The sequence below is a fragment of the Mesorhizobium sp. CA13 genome (genome assembly GCF_020165235.1).
Taxonomy (GTDB): Bacteria; Pseudomonadota; Alphaproteobacteria; order Rhizobiales; family Rhizobiaceae; genus Mesorhizobium.
On record NZ_JAIUHS010000013.1, the window covers coordinates 69619 to 91915 of the forward strand.

Here is a 22297-nt window from a genome sequence, read left to right on the forward strand (position 1 = left end):
ATCGCCCAGGTTCCCTATGCGGAGACTACACGGCCCGATACCGCTTGCAAGCCATTTTTGAATAATGATATCCAAAAATAAGAAGGAAAAGAATCCCGGCATGCTGACACTCCACACCGCGGATTTCGAGGACGCCCGCCAACGCGACTGCGCACGCGTCATCGCCAGCCTGCACGAAGGCGGCGGCAAATCCCGCGCCACGCTTGCCGCCGAGCTGGACATGACCTCGATGGCGACCTCGCGCGCCATCGCCGACCTCGTCGGCAGGGGCATTATCGAGCAAAGCGTCGGCCCCGTGAGCGGCCGTGGCCGCCCACCGGCGCAAATCGTTTTGAACCCCGGCTGTGCGGGGGCGACCGTCCTTCTTGTTTCCAGCCAGGAACTGGTTGGCGTCCTTGTCGATTTCCGCGGAAGTGTCCTCGCCCGGCAAACCGCCCATGTTCCGTCCGACGCCGATTCGGCCCGCATGACCGCGACGATGCGCTACCTTGTCGCCGGTCTCATCGGCAGCTGCCCGTCTGGCATGCATCATGTCGGAACGTCGGTTGCCGTTTCGGGCATCGTGGACGTGAAGACCCGGACGTGGATATTGACCTCGCGATGGCCGAACGTTCGCGATTTCGACGTCGGCAAGGCGCTTGACGGCCTCACGCCGCGCGTGTTCCTGTTTCGCCAACTGGATGTCGAACTGAGCGCCCGATACGCCGCGCCGGACATGGAAAGGCTGGAAAGCGCCTTCATTCTTCATTGGGGCTGGGGTATCGGCCTGGCCTATCGCGGCAGCGACGATGCGCCGATGCGCCAGGGCGGCCCCTTCGGCGAAATCGGCCATTGGCGTTTCAACGTGCTCAAGGATCGCCCCTGCGGATGCGGCAACCGGGGCTGTCTCGAAACAGCAGCTTCGCTCTCAGCCCTGTTGCCGGTCATACGGGAGATATATCCGTGGGCTTCGGGGGAGGAGGAACTCCTCGCCAGCCAAATCGAGACGATGGAGCTGACGGATATTGCCGAAATCCGGGTCGCCGTCGATCTTATGGCGCGCGCGCTGGGTAACGCCTGCAGGCTGCTTTTTCCCGAGAAGGTGTTCATCACCGGCCCGTTTACCTGCAATGCCGGACTCTACCAACTTCTACGCTCCCGCTTCGAGGCCGAAGGACTGGTCGGCACCTTGCGCCTGCCGACCCTGATCTCCGATCGTTCCAGTCTCGACTACGTCGTCAAGGGCGCCGTGCAACCGCTTCATGAAATCGCCGTTCGCGTGCTGCTCGGCACACCGCAGGGGAAACCGAATGGCGAAGGGCGAAGCCGGCGGAATGGAAAGCGGCAAGGGGCCGATGCCCTGACGCGAAGCATCTGAATGGATTCACGCGGCGGGTTCAGAGGTCCGGGAGCAATCTCGATGCCCCACACTTCTCATGTCCTAAGAAGAATGTTGCGACGCTGTTCGGGCGAAGCTCACTTCCTCGCTCACTAACGAGCCGCATAGCGAACAAGCCGCATTTAGACTGGCCGTGTCTTCGACGTTTTCTTCTTTAGGCCAGGAGCGCATTCCCGCGCCGTTCCATCTCTGCCGGATCGAGGTCCTCCTTCCACGACAGGAGCACCCATACGTGGCCGAAGGGATCGCGCACGGTGGCGGAACTGGCGCCATAGAACATATTCGTGGGTGGCTGAATCTCTTCCGCGCCAGCCTTGACCGCGCGCCGCAGCAAGGTCGCGTTGTCATCAGTGAAGATGTGAAGGCCAGCCGTGCAGCGACCAAGTGTCCGCGGCTCGCCGTATAGTCTCTCGTCTGGATCCCCGATCATGATCACGGCTCCGCAGATCAAAATCTCGGCGTGCATGATTTTGCCGTCTGGGTGGGCAATTCGGAACAGTTCCATCGCTCCGAATGCCCGCTCGTAGAACGCGATCCCATCCGACGCCCCGTCGACATAGATGTGAGGGACAATCGCGTTTCGATATCTCTCCGGTCGTTCAGTCATCTCGATCTCCTCGCGCCAAATATCGGAGCGCTCGCTTGCGGTGCACAAGCCGGCGAAACGCTCTTTATAAGACCCGGCGGAAGGTCCGCCTCGGTTCGGCCACCGCACCGCCGGAGACCATCAACCGTGCGTCGACACGATCCGTTCCGGGTTCCATGCGATCATCTGCTCGATTGCCGCCGAAGCCGGCGCCGGCTCGACTTGAAATTCCTCGAAAATCGAACGGCGCCTCTCTTTTCCAACACGGCAGGTCGGCAATAATCCAGGCCGACTCCAACCTGGAGACTGTCCTGGTACTTCCGGCGATCAGCGGCTGGCGCGCCAGAAGGCGATACGGTCTGCAAAGCGATAGCCCTGGATAATCGCCGGCATGAATCACGGATTGCTGCGATAGAGCGGGATGGCCGAAGGCGGTCGGAAGTCGAACGCCGTCCGCGACTGCTCGCCTATGCCTCTAGACGCCAAGATGGTGCTGCAGCAGCCCTGGCTGTGTCTTGAGCTCGGCGGCCGGGCCCTCATGGGCGATATGGCCGTTGTTGATGATATAAACGCGGCTCGCGAGCGCCAGCGTCGCGGCGATGTTCTGTTCCACCAGCACGATTGTCTGACCTGCCTCGGCCAGTTCGCGGCAGGCGCGCACCAGATCGTGCACAATGACTGGAGCAAGTCCTTCGAAGGGTTCATCAAGCAGAAGGATCTTCGGGTTGCGCACCAATGCACGGGCTATGGCCAACATCTGCTGTTCGCCACCCGAGAGATCCGTGCCACGGCTGGTGCGCCGTTCCTTCAGCCGTGGGAACATCGTATAGATGCGTTCCAGCGGCCAGCGGTCGTCGGCGGTCAATCCGGCCAGAATGATGTTTTCCTCGACACTCAGGCTGCCGAAGATGCGCCGATTCTCGTGCACGAGCTGCATGCCTTCCCGAGCGATGCTGTGCGCCTTCCTGCCTACCAGCTCAACCCCGTCGAGTTTAACCGAGCCGGCCCGTGGCGTCACCACGCCCATCAGGCTCTTCAGCGTCGTCGACTTGCCCGCGCCGTTGCGCCCGAGCAGCGCCACGACCTCGTTCTTCCCGACCCTCAATGCGACGTCGAACAGGATGTGACTGTCGCCATAATAGCTGTTCAACGCTTTGACTTCGAGCAGGCTCATGCCACCTCTCCATGTACCCCGCCGAGGTAGGCTTCCTGAACCTTTGCATTGGTCTTGATCGCACCGGGCATGCCTTCGACCAGCACCCTGCCCTCCTGCAGGACGGTCACTTTCTCGACCAGCTCGAAGAGCGAATCCATGTCGTGGTCGATGATGATCATCGTGCGTCCACGCGCGATTGACTTGAGCAGCGCCACGGTTTCGACGCGCTCGCGCGGGCTCATGCCCGCAAGGGGTTCATCGAGGAGGAGCAGGCTCGGCGACGTCGCCAGCGCAAGACCGATCTCCAGCCGCCGCTTCTCGCCATAAGCCAGTGACGAAACAGGCCGATCGAGCCGCGCCGTAAGGTTCACCAGCGCCGCCGTTCGCTCGACCTGCTCGTGGAGACCGGGAACGCGGTGGATACTCTTGAACAGATCAAGCCGGAACTTTCCACGCGCCTCGCCCAGCGCGGCAATCATCAGGTTCCGCCGCACCGTCAAGCGGTCGAACAGCTGGTTGATCTGGTAGCTCTTGGTGAGCCCGAGCTGGCACACCTCGGACACGCCCATGCCGGTAATGTCGCGGCCCGCCAGCATGATGCGGCCGGAGGTCGGCGCGATCTCGCAGGTGAGCATCTTGAAGAACGTGGTCTTGCCCGCGCCGTTGGGCCCGATGATGCCCCGTATCTCCCCGTGATCGACGCTGAAGTCGATGTCGCTATTGGCCGTGATGCCGCCATAGCGTTTGGTTAGGCCCTGCACCTGCAGGATCGGTCCGGATGCTGGCGCAGTGCCATGCCGGCGCGCCGGCATCGGCTCGATCGCGGTCACGATGTGCGGCGTGCTCTCTGTCGCGGTCTCTGCCGCTTCGATGCTCTTGCGGCCGCCGGCCAGCCCATAGAGGTCGACGATCGCACCGACGATGCCGCGCCGCAGGAAGCAGACCAGCAGCACGAAAACGACGCCGAGCACCAGCTTCCATGTCGCGCCGAGATGCAATGTGTTCTGGAAAAAGTCGCTCAGGTAGAGCCACACCGTCGCGCCCACCAGCGGTCCGAACAGTGTGCCGGCACCGCCGATCGCCGTCTGCATGACGACCTGGCCGGACGTGTCGAACATGAAAGCGTCCGGCGGCATGAAGCCCTGCATGACGCCCAACAGGCCGCCGGCAAAGCCGGCATAGATCGCCGCAACCACGAAGGCCGTGAGCTTGTAGCCGTGGACGTCATGGCCGAGCGCCGCGGCGCGGAGCGGATTGTCGCGGATCGCCGAAAGGATCGCGCCAACCGGCGAGCGTACGATGCGAAGTGCGACGACAATGCCGACGAAATACCAGAACGCCAGGAAAGTATACATCGTCCAGTCGGTGTTGAACTCGAGCACCGTGAAGCCGAGGTTGACGACGGGGGTAGGCACGCCGGGCAAGCCGTTCTCGCCGCCCGTGAATGCCGAGAGCGGATTGAACTCGACAAAGAAGAAGACTTCGGCGATCGCCACCGTGATCATGGCGAAATAGATGCCGGTGCGTCGCAGGGCGATCAGCCCGATCACATAGCCGACGACACCCGACACGACGGCGCCCATGACAATGGCAGCCATGACATAGGGGAAGCCGGCTTCAGTCAGCAGGTAGGCGGCGAACATGCCGCCAGTGCCGTAGAAGGCCGACTGGCCGAAGGACAGCAATCCCGTGTAGCCGAACAGGATGTCGAAGCCGATCCCGAACAGGCCCCATATGAGGATGCGATTGATCGTGCTGGGCGAGAAGCCGAGATGGGGCAGCACGAAGGGCGCCAGGACGAGCGCCAGCGCCGTCAGAAGCTCGACAAGGAAGGGATGTTTGATGTTCATGGCCGACCGCGTCTACTCGCGCCCGGCCGTGCCGAGCAGCCCGTGCGGGCGAAGCACCAGCACCAGCGTCATCGCCACGAACAGCATGACATAGGAATAACCGGGATTGAACATCGACGTGATGCTAATGATTTCGCCGGCGATGAGGCCGCCGAGGATGGCGCCGGGAAAGGAACCGACGCCGCCGATCACAACGACCACGAAGGTCTGGACCAGTATGGCTTCCCCGACATCGGGCGCGATCGACACCACGGGTGCGTTGACAATGCCGGCGAAGCCGGCCGCCATGGCTCCGATGCCGAAGACGAGCATGAAGATCTTGTAGACGTCGATTCCAAGCGAATCGACCATTACCGAATCCTCGATGCCTGCTCGCACGATCATCCCGATGCGGGTGCGATAGAGCACGACATAGAGCATCAGCAGCGCCAGGGCGACGATGCCGAGCAACGCCAATCGGTAGGTGGGATAGACCATGAAGCCCAGATGGGTGATGCCGACCAGCGAGGCGGGCGGCGGCACCGTGCGCGAGAGGCTGCCGAAGAAGAAGCGGACCGTCTCGACGAAGACGATGCCGAGCCCGAACGTGACGAGAAGCTGGTCCTCGAGCGGCCGCGTGTAGAAATGGCGAATGATCAGCCGCTCGATCAACACCCCGACGATCATCACGAACAGCGATCCGGCCGCCACCGCGGCGAGGAACGAACCTGTGTAGGTGTAGGCGAGCCAGCCGGCATAGCCTCCGAGCATGAACATCGCGCCGTGGGCAAGGTTCAGGACGCCGAGCGTCCCGTAGATGATGGTCAGCCCGGAGGAGATCAGCGCCAGAAGCGCGCCGAGCACGAGCCCATTGAAGCACTGCGAGATGAAATTTGCCCAGTTGATCACTCTGCGCCCACCTTAATCATGAAAAATATGCCCTGCCCTCGCGCCAGCAAGGGTTTGGCAGAAAAGTCGCGAACAATCGACATCCCACCGACCGCGGGACGATGAACCGTCTGCGCCCAGCCAGAGCCAGTCCCGGTGCGAGCGCCTTCTCCGCCCGTGTCGGGCGGAGAAGGCGCTGCCGGGTATCAGGTGTAGCTGCCCAGGTTGCAGCCGAACTCGTCGGGCTTCTGCATCAGCGGCGCGCCATCGACCACCTCGACCACGTTCCAGTAGTCGTCGTCGCTCTTCATGTCCTTGGGGTCCTTACCCTGGACGAGTACGACCGGTCGCACGCACTGATGGTCTTCCGGCCGGTAGTGAACGTCGCCGACGAGTGAAGGGATGGTCTCACCCTTCTCGTATTGCTTGATGACGTCCGGCGGATAGAAGCTACCGGCCTGCGACACCATGCGCGCCCAATGAGCGAAGCTGACATAGGCGTTTTCGGCGCCCCATTCCGGCCGGTAGCCGAACTTTTGCTGGAACGCGTCGACGAACTGCTTGGCGAGCGGATACTTGTCCTGCAGGGTCCACCAGAAATCGGTAGCGGCAAAAACCCCGGCTGTCAGTTCGGGGCCCACTTCCTTGGCAAGGAAGGGGATCTGGTAGGGGATGACCATCTTCATGTTCGGAGTCAGGCCGAACTGCTTGGCCTGCTGGATCGACAGCACCGCGTCGCGGCCCCAGTTGACGTTGACAATGAATTCGGCACCCGAATTGGCGATGTTGGTCAGATATTGGCTGAAATCCTGGGTGCCCAACGGCGAGACCTGGTCCGTCACCATCTCCCATCCGCCCTGAGAGGTCAGGTAGTCGTTCACCGACTTGGTGACGGTGTGACCGTAAGTGTAGTCCGGCGTCATGAATGCCGCCTTCTTTCCCTTTCCGTAGGTCTTCAGAAGGATCGGGCCGATCGCGTTGGCCGCGGTCTGGCCGTAGAAGTTCTGGCGGAAGCCGTAACGGACGCAGTCCTTGCCGGTTGTGTCGTTTGAGCCGGAGATCCCCGCGACGTAGAGGATCTTCTCGCGCTGCGCGAATTTGTTGAGCGCAACCGCGACCGCCGATGAAGTCGAGCCGGTCATCAGGATGATGTTGTTTTGGTGGATGAAATTCTGCTCGAGCTCGACGGCCTGGTTCGGCTTGGCCGCGCTGTCGGCGGACAACAGCTCGACCTTCTTGCCGAGCAACCCCTTGTCGACCTTCGGCGCCAACGCCTTCATCAATTCATGGCCGTTGTTGATGTGGTCGACCGCCAGCTGCCAGCCCTTAAGTTCGTCAGCACCTTGCACGGCATAGGCACCGGTAAGGGGCACCGCGGCTCCGATGTAGACGGTGTCGCCCGCCGACCCGGCCGGCCAGGTGCCTATCGCGGGCTTGTCGTCGGCCGCAAAAGCCGCGAAGCTGGATAAGGGCAGAACCGCACTACCGAGAAGTCCTGCGCCCACGTGCAGCATGGTACGGCGGGATATATTGGAAGTATTTTGATCGTCGAGCGGCATCAGCTGTTCCTCCTTAGCGTGGAGCCGTCGGAAGGCTCTCATTTGTTGTTCCCGGAAACCGGTTTTTTTCAGCGAAACGCTGAAAATGGCCTATTTGCATGGGCATTCGCAGTGGCGTAGGCCTGGCAGTCAATACAACTTTCGTTTGATGATTCTGTTCATTGATCTGGATTAATAAGCATAGGAAAGTTTCATTGAAGGTCATGAACATTTGGAGCTTGGCATGCCGCTGACCGGCCACCCGATCGTGACCCGACTGACGCGTGCAATGAAGCTGGATTCGCTAGACATCAAACGTCTTGAGGCAATCTTCGAGCGCGATCTTACCATTCGGAAACGGGAGGAACTCGTCGTTCACGGCTCCGAGTTCCGAAACCTGTGCTTTGTTAAAGACGGCTACGCGATCCGCTACAGGTTGCTGCGCAGCGGCAGGCGGCAAATCCTGAAGCTCATCCTGCCCGGTGATGTCATTGGCTTCCCGGTCAGCTTTTTCGATCGATCCACTTGCGCGGTCGTTGCCGTGAGCGAACTGACCTACGCCGTCTGCTCGTTCGATGCTTACGTTCGCCTCTGCTACGAGCAGCCCCAATTCGGTCTGGTGTTAAGTTGGCTCGCCGCCCAAGAGGCCGCGACTTATGCGGAGCACATCGTCAATCTGGGCCGGCGCACTCCGATTGAAAGGCTGGCGCACCTTTTGCTGGAGATTCACGCGCGTCTCCTGGAGGTCGAACGCGCCGACGAAGCAAGTTTCGATTTGCCGTTTTCACAGGAAATCATGGCGGACGCGCTCGGGTTGAGCGTGCCCCATCTCAATCGCGTCATTCAGCAATTGCGCGCCGAACAGCTTATCACCAGCAACGCGCGCTTCATCGATTTGACCGATCTTGCGGGCCTTCGAAGACTGGCTCAGTACCAGCCGATGTCCCTTGTTCCGATCCCGGTGCTGAAGCAGCGGGAATGAAAAGCGTCCCGTCGATCATATTAGCACCCTGCGTGAATTCCTTCACATACAAATCTCACCCGCGGCGTACAAGAGATGACAGAGCAGGCAATTTAGTCTCTCTTTCGGATAGATCATAAAGAAAACAACGAAGATCAAGTCCGAAGAGGAAGTTGGTTTTGAAAGCTAAGCCAATTTCGTTCTCATCACGAATTTTTGTGATGTCATCAACCAAAGGGAGAGCAACATGTATAAGATCATTACAGCTGCGTCTGCATTTTTCATCCTCACGGCGCCTTCGTTCGCGATCGACTCGACGTTCGTCCACAGTCTGCGAGCCGACAATGGTGACTTCGAGGCCCCGGGTGACTTGAAGGGTCAACATTCATTGGCTTCAGAAGAACCGGTGTATGGCTTCCCGACCGGATCGATCGGATTGCCTGGTGGTGCTGCGAGCTCCAAGTGCATGGGGGTCAGCCCACACCAGTACGATCCCGTCAGCCCGGACTGCCGGAATTGATCCAGATAAGAGCGGTGGCGCTAGCCACCGCTCTGCCTCCTTGAGCGGGTACCGACTGACCGACGGACTACTAAGAAAAGCCCGACCATAGGTCGCGCGACAGCCGTGGCACGTCCAATCCGCCTGGGACGGTGTCAGGATGCTGAACGGAGGCCCCCAGTTCGTCACCACGACAGGTGGAGGACTATACCTTCACGCCGATTCGGTCTTCGTTGCGCAATCTGATCGCGGCTCCGATGCGCGCGCGCCGATTGCGAACGGCGACATCAGTCATCGTCCTGTGACTCGGCGATGTGACGCAGCGCACCGGTGTTCGTTATGCGCAGGCCGCCACGCTTGATTGCGATGATCGAACGGTTGCGCCAATCGTTAAGCGTCTTGTTGACGGACTCGCGCGTGGCACCCAGGAACTCCCCCAGCTCGGACTGGGAGATCGGTATCCAACCTGAGCCATCCGCCATAACGCCGGCCAAAAAGACCAGTCGTTTTGCCAGCCTGGCCTCAATGCCGAAGAAAGCCTGATCGCCAAGTTCGCCGCTGACCCAACGCAGCCGTGCGCACAAAAGCTCAATCATGGCGCGTGCCAGAGGTGGGTTTTTTTCAATGCGATCGAAGAGCTGCGTCCGACCGAGCGAGGCCAGATCGCAAACGGTCAGACAAGTGGCGGTTGCGGTGCGCGGGCGCCCGTCGAGCGCGCCGATCTCTCCGACCAAGCTGTGCGAAAGCTCGATATTGGCCACCAGCTTCCGGCCTCCCGGCGAATACATCGAGATCTCCACCGTCCCGCTCATCACCCCGTAAATACGATCGGATGGATCTTCCTGGACGAAGAGAATCTGGCCCGCCGCGTGGCGTTCAACCTTGCAGCCGCCGAAAAGAAGATCGAACAGGCGCGGATCGATCCGCGCAAGGCGCGGCAGATCATTTCTTTCGTTCGCGCCGCCAAAAGCCATGTCGCCCCCAAGTTGCCGATCGGATAACTCCAACGCAGAGACTATCTTAGGTCTTGTCTTGCCGACGCCTCAGCTCGGCCGCAATGATCGACTGATCCCTGCGTAACGAGAGGCGCCGTGCAGCCGCGAGTGCTTGCCGCCAAGTAGAGACGGCGCGGTCACCGCGCCCGTCCAGCCAATGAGCCACGCCGACCCACAGCCCATACTGAGCGGTGCCGACAGGAAACGCCCGGCGGTAGCGCTTGAGCTCATGCAGCGCTTGGCGCTCCCAGTGGCGCCACTGGTCGTACTCGCGCGAGAGGCCCGCCTCCCTGCCGCGCAGAAGCACTTCGCACACGCCGGCAATGCCGGGCAGTGTGCTGTGCACAGTCGGCCGACGCATCTCGCGCAGTAGGCGTAGCGTCTCGACCACAGCCCGAAGGCTCTCAGCATGGAGCCCGACCCGTGCAAGCGCGAGCGCGAGCGACCCTTTGGCGGAGACCAAGTCGGCGAGATCGGCGGACCCGGCCATAGCGGACGTGGTCAGCCGAAGGATGTCGACCGCTTCACGGGGGCTATCCGTGTGGAGCACGCACAACGACTTGCATCGGAGCGCCCAAATCTCTTGCTGGAGGTTTCCGCTGTTCTGCGCACGGGAGAGCAGCGCTTGGGCGGTGTACTCCAGCGCACCCAATTCACCCCGGTAGTACATTGACCAGAAGCGCATGGCCTGGGCGTTGCACCAACTTAGTTGATCGCCCGCCTTTAGACATAGCTCTTGGGACTGATCCAGACGACGATCTACCATCAGCCAGTCACAACGCCCGATACGCCAGAGCGCATCGAGATTACACAGGTGGGCATGGACCGCTGGATCTGCGAGCGCAGTCACCACCCGTTCTGCCCTTGCCATGAAGTAGTTGCAAGCGCGCCGGCGCCCCAGAATTCCCAGCCCGCATGCCAGTTGGGCGGACGCGACCACCATCTCCATGGTGAGCCCCGTGCGCTCCGCATGGGCGACAGCCGCGACGGTGTGGGAAAACGCTCGCGAAAAGCGAAGCTCGAAATAGTCCACGACCGCCGCCTGGTTAAGGCAGCGAGCTATTTCTCGCTCCCAGGAGTCCAGCACACCTCCCTGAGTTGACCATAGCGAAGGAGGGAACACCTGTTGGAACGCGAGCAGCATTCCACCCCCAAGCAGTCGCATCAAAAGAGCTGCCGAGGAACGTGGAACCGGCGTGCCCGCCAAGGTGAGGGCGCGCCTCACCGAAATGCCCTGAGCATGGAGGTCGCCGCGACTGTAATGAGCCTCGCCGAGCTGCCTGCGCCAACGCACCGACTGAAGTCTTTGCTCAGCACTCCAAGGTTGCTTCGACTCGTATCTCAAGCAGATTTCCAGAAACGCCTCGACCTCTCGAAATGCACCGACCTGCAGCGCCTTGATTGCTGCCAAATTGGCATATTCAACTGCCTTGAAATTGTTTCCGGCGGCCTCAAAATGCTGAACGAGGGCCGCGACATCCGCGCCCATGGCGGCCGACTGGCTCGACTCGATCCAGGCGGCCAGAGCTGCATGAAGTCGCTGTCGCACTTCACTGGGAATTGAACCATAAACGACGTCTCGGATTTGATCATGACGGAACTCGTAGTTGCCTGATCCAGTGCCCTGACGCACGAGATGCGCCACCACGAGCGACTCGACAGCTGCACCCACACCGTCGTAGTCCAACTCGCCCTCGAGCAACGTCGCCAGGGCCTCGCCGGTAAATGAACGCCCGATCACGGCCGCAGCCCTGAGAACGTGCTGGACCGAGGTCTCCAATCGATCAACGCGCTCCCGAATGACCCGATCGACACCTTCGAAATATCGGAGGCTCTCGAGCGGGCGGATCGGACACCACAAACCATCGCGTATGGCGATGAGCCCCTGGCTCTTTAATGTCAGCGCTATCTCCTCGGCGAAAAACGGATTGCCACCGGCCAAGGTCGCGACCCGTCGCGCCAGTTCGCCATGTGGGGGCACATCCCCGAGCGTGCGGCCGACCAGTTCGCAAATCGACGCCTCGCTGAGTTCCTCAAGATCCAGGATACGACACAGGCGCGCGGGATCGTCAGGTTCCGTTCCGGATGTATTCCTTCGTGGGGTCTCGGCTCGCCTTCGTAGGTTTTTTAACTCCTCCGGAACTTCGTCCGAGCGTACGCACAGGACCAGAAGCAGCGAGGACAGAGATGAGAGAACCCACTCGACGAGGCGCCACGATGCCGAATCCAGCCACTGACTGTCCTCCAGGACCAATGCCAACGGGCGCGGTGCCAAGTTATCCATGAGATCACCCAAAAGGCGCATGGTGGCATCAGCGCGATGAGGTCCCTCCAGATGTCGCGTCCCGTCATTTTGGGGAATTTCGATGCTCAAAACATCACCTAGCAAGGGCAGTCGCCCAACGAGCGACGAATTGCCCTGAACCCGTTGCGCGACGACCTCAAGCACCGCAAATCCATCGCTGTCGGACGGTAGGCCGAGAAGCGACACAAGCACCCGCCGCCATGGCAGGAGCGATGTCCGGCGATCGTCACGTTCGGCGCGCGCTGTCAAAACCTCGGTTGCAGTTGAGCGCAGTTCGTCCGTGAAAGCTCTGATCAAAGCGGTTTTTCCAATGCCCGATTCACCCAAGACAACGAGCAACCGCCTGCCTCCACGGCGGGTCTCCTCGAACGTACGTTTCAGGAACTCCAGTTCGCTCCGCCGGCCAATCAGCGGACTAAGAGGTTGAACCGGAGCGCGCGGATCCATGGGACAAAATACCGTTGCCATGTCCCCAAGTCCGTCCAGTTGCAAGGTGCCGTGTTCTTCGAACCAAAACGCCGCCCGGCTGGCTCGCTCTGTCGGTGCATCGCAGAGAACGTTTGCCGATGCCGCCGTCATAAGCCGCGCCGCCCGATTCACGGGCGCGCCGATCACCATGAGCTGGCGCCGACGTGCGCTTCCGACAACACTAAAAAGCGCATCGCCGGTAGCCACCCCCATCGACGCGGAGAGGCCCAAGCGTTGGGCCGTCAGACGGATCGCGCGAGCAGCATCGACGGCACGGCAAGGGTCGTCGCGGTGGAAACTGCCTCGCGCTCCGAACGTCGCAAAGAAAATCAGGCCTTTGTCGTCAAAGAGCAACTCGCCGGCCGGCCCATCCCGCGAACGCAGATCCTCCTGGAGGGTCGCGCATAGCAATTGATAGCGTGCAAGCGCCTGAGGTTGGCGGTGGTCAAGTCCGGCAATTCGCGCGAAAAGGGCGGTGATCGGTCTAATCTCCGCCAGGGCGTCTAAGCGGGCGGTCGTTGGACGATCTTCTTCGGAACGGATGGCAATGGCGCTGTCCGCAGCAACTGACCGCAAATCGGCTTCGGACAGCAGGTCCCTGAGTTGCATAGGCAGGAACCTTGCCAGCCAGCCCGGAGGCGGAGAAGCCAGTGTAGGCCGACTGCGCCGCGATTGAGACGGCTGCGCAAGGGCCAAGTTGGCTTTGTCGGAAAGTACATATTCCCATCGGCGCGCAGCCGATTGGGACTGAGCGGCCTGCATGATGGCATCTCCACCTGCAAAGAGGGTCCAGACCGGCTGACCGCCCAAAGCCGCCGCCCAGAGGGGCCCCGCCCCTACTCCAACATGCAGCGCGGGTGCGATTTCAGCTGTTCCGTTCTCCAAACGCTCATTCCGGCCGCCGCAGATTGCCTTGGCGCAGGCTGTCGCCGCTCGCACCGCGCTTTCAAGTCCGCGGACATCCGCCGACCAGTAGGCCAGCAGTTCGTCGCCGGCGAGGTACAAAATCTCGCCTCCACGATTGTATACTTGCTCTACGCATCGTGCGTAGGAATGACTAAGCAGGCTCGGGATTCGTTCAAGTCCTTCTTGTCCCCGTCGTGTTAGTTGCTCGACCAAGGCCGTGTATCTGGACACATCGACAAACACCACTGCAGCCGGGAATTCGACGGCTACTGGGCCGTCCGCTCGAAGTGCGTGAATTCTACCGAGTAATTCCAGCGGCAGAAAACTCTCGAGTAGCTCGCAAGTACCCTTCATGGGTTCCTTCCCGCAGCCGTGCCCATAGTTTCAGGCAGAGAAAGGCACCGCCGACCGCGCACTTCTTAAAGGGAATGAATATCGCCCCCGATAGATTGCGTGCCTTCCTGACGTTACACCAAATTTCGTATATGATTGATACCTAAATTAGGGAGGACGCATTGCCTGTGCACATCAAGGCAGCGCCGGAGCCGCCACGTGCGACGACTTGGCTCTCGCGCGGACTTGAGGCGTTGGTCCACGATTTTCCGCAGATCGCTGATACGCCAAGGACACGCGTCAAGGGCGGATATGACTTTGATATTGTCATCGTTGGCAGCGGCTATGGTGGCTCGGTGGCTGCCGCCGAACTGAGTAGCTGCAAGGATGTGCAAGGCCAATCTTTAAAAATCTGCATGCTCGAACGCGGCAAGGAGTACCTGGCTGGAATGTTCCCTTCGCGATTGGCCGATCTGGGCGGCCACGTCCGCTTTGCCACCCCCTTTGCGAACCGCCAACGCGGCGTGTTCGATGGTCTTTACGACTTGCGCTGCAGCGACGACGCGGTAGCTCTCGTCGCGTGTGGCTTGGGTGGAGGCTCATTAATCAACGCCGGCGTGATGGAGATGCCGCTGCCGGAGATTTTCCGGGAGGCGCGCTGGCCCACCAAAATCCGTAGAGATACGAAGCTCGCAGAGACGGCTGAACGGCTGCGCGATTGGTTGGGAGCCAAGCCGATACGTACTAACACCAAGCCTTTCTTGGCCAAATCCGAAGCAATTAGAAATTTGGCTGGGGGCAAAGCACAACCCGCTCACATAACCGTCGCTTCCGATTGCCACACCAACCACGCCGGGGTCGCGATGAGCGAATGTCGCCGTTGCGGCGACTGCGCCACTGGTTGCAACTACAATGCCAAAGAATCCCTTGACCTGAACTTGTTGCGGCTGGCTCGACAAAGCGGAGTACGAATCGTCACTGGCGCCACCGTCTTGCGCGTTTTGCCCTCGGACGAAGGATGGCGGTTGGACGTCAATCACACGGATGGCCATCTACGCGATAACCAGCGGGAGCCGTTCGCGCTGCTGGCGAGGCGCGTGATCCTTGCAGCAGGCACATTCGGCTCGACGGAAATTTTGATGCGCTCGCAAATTCGCGGGGTAAAGTTCTCCGATCAGCTGGGACGCAAGTTCTCCGCCAATGGTGACATGCTAGTAGTTGCTCACGATTTGGCGGCAAGGGTGAATGGCGTCGCTGACGAAACCGAGGATCCGGCCCCAAACATCAAAAGCGAGGATTGCGGTCGCGCGGTCGGCCCGACGATAACCGCAATGATCGATCTGCGCGACGGGAACGCGGCTACTGACCTGGTGATCCAAGATCTTGCCGTACCGGGACCGCTGCGCCGCCTGTTTGAGGAAAGCGCCACCACATTCGATGTGCTCAATCGCGTCGCAGATGGCGACTGGGCGAAGCATGAACCAAATCCTTCACGGGCAGACGACGCAGCCGTCAATCCTGCCGCCATCACCAACTCCCTGGTGCTGGCCATGATCGGCCGCGACGACGCGGAGGGAGCACTGGCTCCAGGTGCCTTGAGGCAAAACAGCGTCGATGAGATGCAAGACGATGCTGACGAAATGCGTGCCGACGGGATGCTCACGGTGCGCTGGCCGGAGTTGCGACTGGACCCCCGGCTGGAGAACCATCATGCGCGCCTTGGCAGATTGCTTCGAGAGTCGGGATTGGGAGGACGGCTGGTGAACAACCTGCTGTGGCGACCTTTGTCCGACAGGCTCGAAGCCGTGTTCGGTCGCCAACGCGGGCCGCTGCTTACAGTTCATCCCCTCGGGGGCTGCGCCATGGGTGACGACGTTCGCCAAGGCGTGACCGATCATTGCGGCCGCGTGTTCGATGCCGCCGCGATCGGCCGCAGACGCACTCACGCAGGGCTGATCGTGCTCGATGGCTCGGTCGTGCCCACGTCTCTGGGCATCAATCCCGCCTTGACCATAGCCGTTCTGGCATTGCGAGCGATCACCGAGCTCAAGGGGGAATGGCAACTCAGTGGCGGTCGTTTGACCAATGCGCCCTTGCCTGGGAACTCTCGTGGCGAAACGCGGCCGATTTATTCCACGCCGCGGACGAATGCTACACCTACGCCTACCAGCATCGAACTGACCGAACAGGTGCGCGGCAAGGTCCCCCTGGCGGTGCGCGGCAGAGGTGTGAAACCGCATACCGTCGAACTGACCCTGACCACCAAGCCGGTGGCGCTCACCGATCTCTACGCGCTGCAAACGCCCCGTGGACGCTGTTTGCCGATTGCCCATGGTCGGCTGCGCATTCTGCGTGCAGGAAAGGAGTTCGACCCCATTGCAGATCAGGCCTATGAAAGCGATGTTGCGCTCGAGGCTGAGATCTCGGGATCGCTCCACCTGTTCGATCTGGAAGAATCGCGTCCCGTGCCTCGAATGCTGCGCGCTGTCCTTGCGTGGGCGCTCAACCGCGGGATGCGCGACTTTGCTTACCGCTTGGTCCGCCAGGGCCAGGAATGGTTGCGTCTCGCGCCACCTAGCGGAGAGCCGTCCCATCTCAGACTGCTCGATATTCTGCACCTGTGCTCGCGTGCAGGCGGGGTGCGCCTGATCGAATACGATTTGCACATCGACAAGGTTGTCGAGCCGGAAGATCTCGGCACGGGAGTGAGGTTCGATAGCTCTTTGTTCGCACAGAAGAAAATCAGAGGGGTGAAGCGGCTCACATATGCACGTGGCGCCAGCCCTTGGACGCAGTTGATGGAAATGTCGGTCGAGGCGTTCCCGCAGATGCGCAAGGCCATCGTTGGCAAAAAGCTGCCCTCGCTGGAACTGAATAAGCGATACCTGGCGCGACAGGGAGTGCCATTGCTGCGAATAGTAGACCAGCAAGACCGTGTCGCAGCACTGGCAGATCTGGCCTCTTTCATCCTCTACGGCTTTCGCGTCGTGCTTCAGATACATGCACTGAGTTTTCGCCGCCCCGACCTGCCATCGACGCGTGAACCGCAACGGCTGCCCGGGGCAGTGCCGGGCTTACCGGCGCCTCAGATCGACTGGTTGACTTTGGACGGCAAGCGAAGTCCCCCGATCCGCATTCGCCTGGCCCGCTATGACGGCAGGTCCGCAAAGGCGATCGAGAACGGCGTCCCGAAACGCCCCGTCTTGCTTGTTCATGGCTACAGTGCGAGCGGCACCACATTTGCTCATGCCGCCGTACCCGGCAACCTCGCTCAATCGCTGTGTGATGCTGGGCGCGATGTCTGGGTGCTCGATATGCGATCGAGTTCAGGCCTGACTACCGCCACGGGCGGTTGGTCTTTTGAGGAGATGGCGGAGAATGACATTCCGATCGCCATCCAACACGTGCTGGCTGCGACAGGGCAGGAAAGGCTCGATGTCGTCTGCCATTGTATGGGCGCGGCAATGTTCAGCATGGCAGTGCTTGGCGAGCACGATCGAAGGACTTTGCACAATAAGATCGGGCGCGTGGTTTTTTCACAAGTCGGCCCGGTAATGCTGTTGAGTTCGGCAAATGTGCTCGCCGCATACGTGATGCGATATGTGCGTTATTTTCTTCAGCTTGATGACTATGTGTTTAGTCCGCATGGCGATATCTCGCTCGCCGGTCAATTGCTCGACAGAGCGCTCTCGGCAATGCGGCTGCCGCCCGACGAGTATCGGCGCGAGAATCCCCTCTGGCCCCCAGGCAAAGCGACGCCTTGGGTCGGCACAAGACACCGGATGGACGCGCTCTATGCACGCACCTTCTCGCTCAACAATCTCTCTGACCTCGTACTCGACCACATCGACGATTTCTTCGGCCCGCTCAGCGTCGAGACAGTCTCGCAGGTCATACATTTTGCTGGCTTCAACACCGTGACCGATCGCGCCGGCATAAATCGCTATGTGCTGCCGGACCGGGTGAGGGATCGACTGAAGTTCCCGATGATGTCGATCCATGGAGCCGAAAACGGTTTGGTCGACCCCTCAACGCTGACACTGATGCGAAATATGCTCAAAGGGGCCGGCGTGCCGCATTTGAACTCATCTCTGCATGCGGTCGAGGCGGTGCAGTCGGAGGAAGAAATCAGGCATCTTATTGACAAAAGCGGCCAGTTCCTGGGGCTCGGCCAACCGTCCTACCTGACCTGGTGCATTGCCGGCCACGGTCATCAGGATTGCCTGATCGGCAAAGACGCCTCGTCGATCTGCGGTGTTATAGCGAAATACCTTGGAATGCCGGATATGCCGGGCTCCCTGGAGGACAAGCCATGACGCGTTCTCTCCCCTTTGAAGCCAGGGCGCCCGTCTTCGGGGTGCGCGTAGGGATCGAAGCGGGCAAGATCCTGGTGCAAGCGGCCGATAGCGGAGGGCGGGGCGTGCCTCATGCAGCCCTTATTGTTCCCGTTTGCGCAAAGGGCGACCGCCTGCACATGATCGATCCGCCGGCTACGAGCCCTGGCGACGAGAAAGGACAGAGAAGCGACAGCCTCCATGATTGTCTCCTTCCGTACTATATCGAGCAACCCGCATCTCCCTACGTATTTGAAGTTCCGCTCCACAAGTGGCCTGAAGCGCAGCAGGTACTCGTCTTGCTGCTGTACGTTCAGGCGCAGGGTATTGGCGGCTTGGCTCGGTTACCGAAACTGCCCGACGCTACGGAATCAGCATCTGAAATCCCCGACAAAGGTTCGCATGCCGAGTACGCGGTGGAGAGGGCCGCCGAGGCTATTCGGTATGCGCTCGAGGCTGACACATTGGATGATTTGCGAGGTGGCCTGATCCTCGGCAGGCCTGGAAGATCACACAGAAGCTACCGCCATAAGAGCCCAGTCCGGACGGTATCGAACCTTTCATTCGCTCTCGCAAGTTGCCAATACCCCAGTGATTTCCTCGATCACATGCCCGACGGTCAGCATGCAACACGAGGGCCCGCGGATGCGTCTCTGCTCGCGCTCGGCGATCTACTGGGCAAACCCGGCGCTCCCACGTTGCTGCTGCTGGCCGGCGACCAAGTATATGTCGACGCTACGGCAGGGCTTTTCGACCCCAAGGCGACCGATGACCGATTCCGAATACCCTACGAACGCCGAGGCCAGAGCCGCGGTGTGAAGGCGGTGATGCAGCGCTTGGACATGGCGGTTGAAATGATGCTCGATGACCACGAGTTGCGCGACAATTGGGCAAAAGACCCCGACCCGGCGATGCGCAAGGACGATCCCGTCATAAAGCCTGGGAAGCTGGCTTACTTCAGGTATGAACGTGTCAAGGCCGGGGTACTGGAAAAGCGCCTGCCGGCACACATCTGGCGAGACGATTTTACTCACAACGGGATGCCATTCTTCCTTTGCGACACGCGCACCGAACGTGAAGGACGGACGGTTTCGAACTGGTGCAAAGCGCGGATTATGGGTCCAACCCAATTCGCGAAGCTTCGTGAATGGCTTATCAAGCCTGAACACGCCGAAGTGCCCAAATTTGTTCTCACATCCTCGGCAGTGCTGCCGCGGCGGCGGGAGGTGGCCGAGGACCCCACCTGTGCCCTGCGTTCGGACGCGTGGGATGGATACCCGTTCTCCATGCACGCGCTGCTCAGGTTCGTGTGCGACAAGGAAATAAAGCGACTGGTATTCCTGTCGGGTGACGAGCACGTGAGCAGCCTGGTCACCGCCCGTGTAACAAACAGCAAAACCGGCAAGCAGACCATCCTGCATTGTATCCACAGTTCGGCGCTGTACGCGCCTTATCCGTTTGCGAACGGAACTGCCGACAATTTCCAGGCCAATGAGACTTTGTACTTTCGCGATCCCGATCCTAAGAACGGGACGTATTGTTGCGAGGTGCAGACAAGTTTCGCCCCTGGCGACGGTTTCGCGCTTGTAACGACATGCCGCCGCCGGTCGCATTGGCGTCTAGATGTCAAGTTCCACGACAGCAGGGGGCTCAAGGAGAATGGAACCTTCACGCGCAACTTGGAGTAATAGCTGCGCGTGAAATACAGCTTCACTCAGCTTTTCTCGCTATGCCAAGCGGCCCGCGCTCGACCAGGCGCGGCGGCAGTTATTTATCGCGAGATAATCGTCTCTGAGGCCGCATGTCGAAACGATTCGCCTGCCCTTTGCATGGGCCTGGTGTAGCCGCTCCGCACAAGGAACGTCGCCCCATGAAGCGAAAACGCTTGGCCGGCAATCGGTCTCCTCAATCGACAATGGTGGCGGACAGGGTCCGCCACCATTGTGATAACAAGCCGCGATAGAGGTCTGCCCGGATTATTTTCCGGCGGCAGCCGCATTCTTTACCCAGCCATCGAACTCCGACTGATTTGCGGCAATCCAGTCGTTGGCGATCTTCTTGATCTCGGCGTCGGTCTTGTTGCCGGCCCCCAGATCCAGGAGGACCATCTCCTTCCGCATTTGCCCACCATGCAGGCCAAGCTGTTCATAGCCTGGTCGGGCTGCGACGAAACCGTGCCGGTGGCGCGCGGCATCAAGCTGCTGGAACGCGCGCCGCAAGCCGACATGCACATTTTCGCCAACGCCGCTCACATGGTCATGATCGATCGCCCACGCGAATTCAATGGAGTTGTCCGGGACTGGCTTGGCAGCTAGCGCCGGTCCAAACCATCCGGCTTATGACCCACAGCAAGTCGTCCCAAGAGGGCCGCCATGCCGTCCCCGCCTGCAGGCAACGCCGGATGCCAGAGCGACGTCTCGCGCTCACGGCCTTGCCCGGGTAGGACACCAGGTCGAGCTATATGCTCCATGGACCGAGAAAATAGACACAACTCTGCCCAGGCTTGGCCTGTCCTGGCAGGGCGGCCAGCCCGCCGAACTCGCGGCAACCTATGTGCTTCTGGCCTCGGACGATTCCAGCTACACGACCGGCGCAGTCTATGAGGTTACCGGCGGCCGGCCGATGCTTTGCTGCTCGGTTCAGCAAGCCGGCTGACAAGTCCAGGCGCGTCTTCTTCCAGACCTGCCCTGCCACCACCTCCTGGCCCGCGTGCCGTAGAGCCACCCGTGCTCGGCCAGTTTCCGGAAGGTCGTGATCTCGCCGCCGAAGACATTGAACAGTGGCACGCCCCCGGTCTCGTCAAGGTCGAAGACGTAGTCGAACAACCGCCGCACGCCCGAGAACGCATACAGCAAATCCTGGCGGCGCAGCTTCTCTTTGAAGTAGCGGTTCACGGCCGCGCTCAAATATTCGATCTCGGTCTGTTCGATCTGCACCGCTTCGGCAGCACCCTCATGGGCGCCGCAATTCGAGATGCGCTACGGTCGCGATTTTTGTCTTGATATTTTTATCAAGCTGTGAAATTTTTTTCAATTGAAAGCTGGAGGAAGTTTTCCGCACCTCAGAATGCCCTGACAATGGGCATCGGACGGAGAACACGATGGGAGGTTCAATATGCCGGTCCAAGCCGTTTCAATCGAGTGAGCCTTTCCTGCGGGAGACGCCGCGTCCTGGACCTAGATCCGACGTCGTCGTCACACCTTCACATGCAGGGGAAAGAATGCGCCCGGCTTCAGGCGCTTCTTTCGACAGGACGAGATCAACGCCGCAAGACGCGGCAAAGGTTCCAGAACATCCGATGACGCGAATAGTGCAGATTTCCGATACCCATCTCAGCCCTGGCAAGCGGCATTTCCATGCCAACAGCCAGCCGCTCCTCGACTGGCTGAAGGAAAGCGATGCCGACCTCGTTATCCATACCGGCGACGTCACCGTGGATGGCGCGGATGTCGAGGAGGACATGCGCTATTGCGCCGAGATAATGGACTCCATCGGACTGCCCTATCTCGCCGTGCCGGGCAATCACGACGTGGGGGAGCCCAAGCATCCGTACCAGCCCGTCAACGCAGAACGCCTGGCCCGCTGGCGACGTCATTTCGGGCCCGACTGGTGGCATCGCGACATCGAGGGCTGGCGCCTGATCGGACTCGATTCGATGCTGTTCGGCAGCGACGAGCCGGCCGAAACGGAGCAGATGGCGTGGCTGGAGAGCGCAATGCGCGAGGCCTCCGGACGCCGGATCGGATGGTTCACCCACCGCCCGCTGTTCATTGGCGAGCCAAGGGAAGGCGACGTCGGATATTGGGCTCCAACGCCCGTTCCGCGGGCGCGGCTGCTGGATTTGGTGCGCCGCTTCGATGTGGCGTTCGTGGCGAGCGGCCATTTGCACAAGCTGCACGATAGCGTGGTCGATAACGTAAGATACCTTTGGGCCCCTTCGTCGGGCTTCGTCGTTGACGCCCATCTGCAACCGGAAGGCATGGCGGGAGAAGCCGTCCTCGGCGCGCTCGTCTATGAGTTTTCCGAGTCCGGTTTCACTGTGATGCCTGCCGAAATTCCAGGCCTCACCCCCTTCTTCATCGGTGATGTCTTGGATGAGGTCTATCCACCGAGATAGCGCC

The 22297-nt window shown here is 60.5% G+C and carries 15 protein-coding genes and 2 pseudogenes; 7 read left to right on the forward strand and 10 right to left on the reverse strand.

Annotated features, from left to right (window positions below):
- The first annotated feature begins 100 nt into the window (after positions 1–100).
- The gene (locus LB566_RS24665; RefSeq protein ID WP_224628156.1) at positions 101–1357 is read left to right on the forward strand and encodes an ROK family transcriptional regulator; all 1257 of its coding nucleotides are present in this window, start codon (positions 101–103) and stop codon (positions 1355–1357) included.
- 175 nt (positions 1358–1532) lie between these two features.
- Here LB566_RS24665 and LB566_RS24670 read toward each other — a convergent pair whose 3' ends face one another.
- The 6 genes and pseudogenes from LB566_RS24670 to LB566_RS24695 form a co-directional block, all read right to left on the reverse strand.
- Positions 1533–1985, reverse strand: coding sequence for a VOC family protein (locus LB566_RS24670; protein WP_224628165.1), 453 nt, complete (start codon positions 1983–1985; stop codon positions 1533–1535).
- 306 nt (positions 1986–2291) lie between these two features.
- Positions 2292–2438, reverse strand: a pseudogene (locus LB566_RS24675) (oxidoreductase); the annotation flags it as partial.
- Between the two features lies 1 nt (position 2439).
- Entirely contained in the window at positions 2440–3138 is a 699-nt protein-coding gene (locus LB566_RS24680; RefSeq protein ID WP_224628174.1) for an ABC transporter ATP-binding protein, read from the reverse strand.
- On the reverse strand, positions 3135–4970 hold the full coding sequence (locus LB566_RS24685; protein WP_140552817.1) for an ABC transporter permease subunit: 1836 nt from the start codon (positions 4968–4970) through the stop codon (positions 3135–3137). Before LB566_RS24685 ends, LB566_RS24680 begins: the two co-directional genes overlap by 4 nt.
- A gap of 12 nt (positions 4971–4982) precedes the next feature.
- Positions 4983–5858, reverse strand: a complete 876-nt coding sequence (locus LB566_RS24690) for a branched-chain amino acid ABC transporter permease (RefSeq protein ID WP_140498479.1) — start codon at positions 5856–5858, stop codon at positions 4983–4985.
- A 185-nt stretch (positions 5859–6043) separates the two neighbouring features.
- Positions 6044–7396 (reverse strand): substrate-binding protein, encoded by a 1353-nt coding sequence (locus tag LB566_RS24695; RefSeq protein ID WP_140552818.1) that lies wholly within the window; start codon positions 7394–7396, stop codon positions 6044–6046.
- Between the two features lie 223 nt (positions 7397–7619).
- Here LB566_RS24695 and LB566_RS24700 point away from each other — a divergent pair, with 223 nt between their 5' ends.
- Positions 7620–8357 carry a Crp/Fnr family transcriptional regulator gene (locus LB566_RS24700; protein ID WP_140552819.1) on the forward strand — a complete coding sequence of 246 codons (738 nt, stop codon included), beginning with the start codon at positions 7620–7622 and terminating at the stop codon, positions 8355–8357.
- A gap of 226 nt (positions 8358–8583) precedes the next feature.
- Positions 8584–8856 (forward strand): hypothetical protein, encoded by a 273-nt coding sequence (locus LB566_RS24705; RefSeq protein ID WP_140552820.1) that lies wholly within the window; start codon positions 8584–8586, stop codon positions 8854–8856.
- A 266-nt stretch (positions 8857–9122) separates the two neighbouring features.
- Here LB566_RS24705 and LB566_RS24710 read toward each other — a convergent pair whose 3' ends face one another.
- Positions 9123–9809 (reverse strand): Crp/Fnr family transcriptional regulator, encoded by a 687-nt coding sequence (locus LB566_RS24710; protein WP_140552821.1) that lies wholly within the window; start codon positions 9807–9809, stop codon positions 9123–9125.
- Between the two features lie 46 nt (positions 9810–9855).
- Entirely contained in the window at positions 9856–13608 is a 3753-nt protein-coding gene (locus tag LB566_RS24715; protein ID WP_224628176.1) for an ATP-binding protein, read from the reverse strand.
- A gap of 422 nt (positions 13609–14030) precedes the next feature.
- Between LB566_RS24715 and LB566_RS24720 the strand changes: the two genes are divergently transcribed.
- Complete coding sequence (locus LB566_RS24720; protein ID WP_224628334.1) at positions 14031–18158, forward strand: GMC family oxidoreductase N-terminal domain-containing protein; 4128 nt, start codon at positions 14031–14033, stop codon at positions 18156–18158.
- Positions 18155–19864, forward strand: a complete 1710-nt coding sequence (locus tag LB566_RS24725) for an alkaline phosphatase D family protein (RefSeq protein ID WP_224628179.1) — start codon at positions 18155–18157, stop codon at positions 19862–19864. Before LB566_RS24720 ends, LB566_RS24725 begins: the two co-directional genes overlap by 4 nt.
- A gap of 288 nt (positions 19865–20152) precedes the next feature.
- Here the strand turns inward: LB566_RS24725 and LB566_RS30410 are convergent, their stop codons facing one another.
- The gene (locus tag LB566_RS30410; RefSeq protein ID WP_263498349.1) at positions 20153–20284 is read right to left on the reverse strand and encodes a hypothetical protein; all 132 of its coding nucleotides are present in this window, start codon (positions 20282–20284) and stop codon (positions 20153–20155) included.
- Between the two features lie 12 nt (positions 20285–20296).
- On the opposite strand from LB566_RS30410, the gene LB566_RS24730 reads away from it, so the two are divergent.
- Complete coding sequence (locus LB566_RS24730; protein WP_224628191.1) at positions 20297–20491, forward strand: alpha/beta fold hydrolase; 195 nt, start codon at positions 20297–20299, stop codon at positions 20489–20491.
- A gap of 408 nt (positions 20492–20899) precedes the next feature.
- Here LB566_RS24730 and LB566_RS24735 read toward each other — a convergent pair.
- Positions 20900–21136: pseudogene (locus LB566_RS24735) on the reverse strand (glycerol-3-phosphate dehydrogenase); the annotation flags it as partial.
- A gap of 338 nt (positions 21137–21474) precedes the next feature.
- On the opposite strand from LB566_RS24735, the gene LB566_RS24740 reads away from it, so the two are divergent.
- Positions 21475–22293: a metallophosphoesterase family protein gene (locus LB566_RS24740; protein ID WP_224628193.1), complete on the forward strand. Its 819-nt coding sequence runs from the start codon at positions 21475–21477 to the stop codon at positions 22291–22293.
- Positions 22294–22297: the final 4 nt, after the last annotated feature.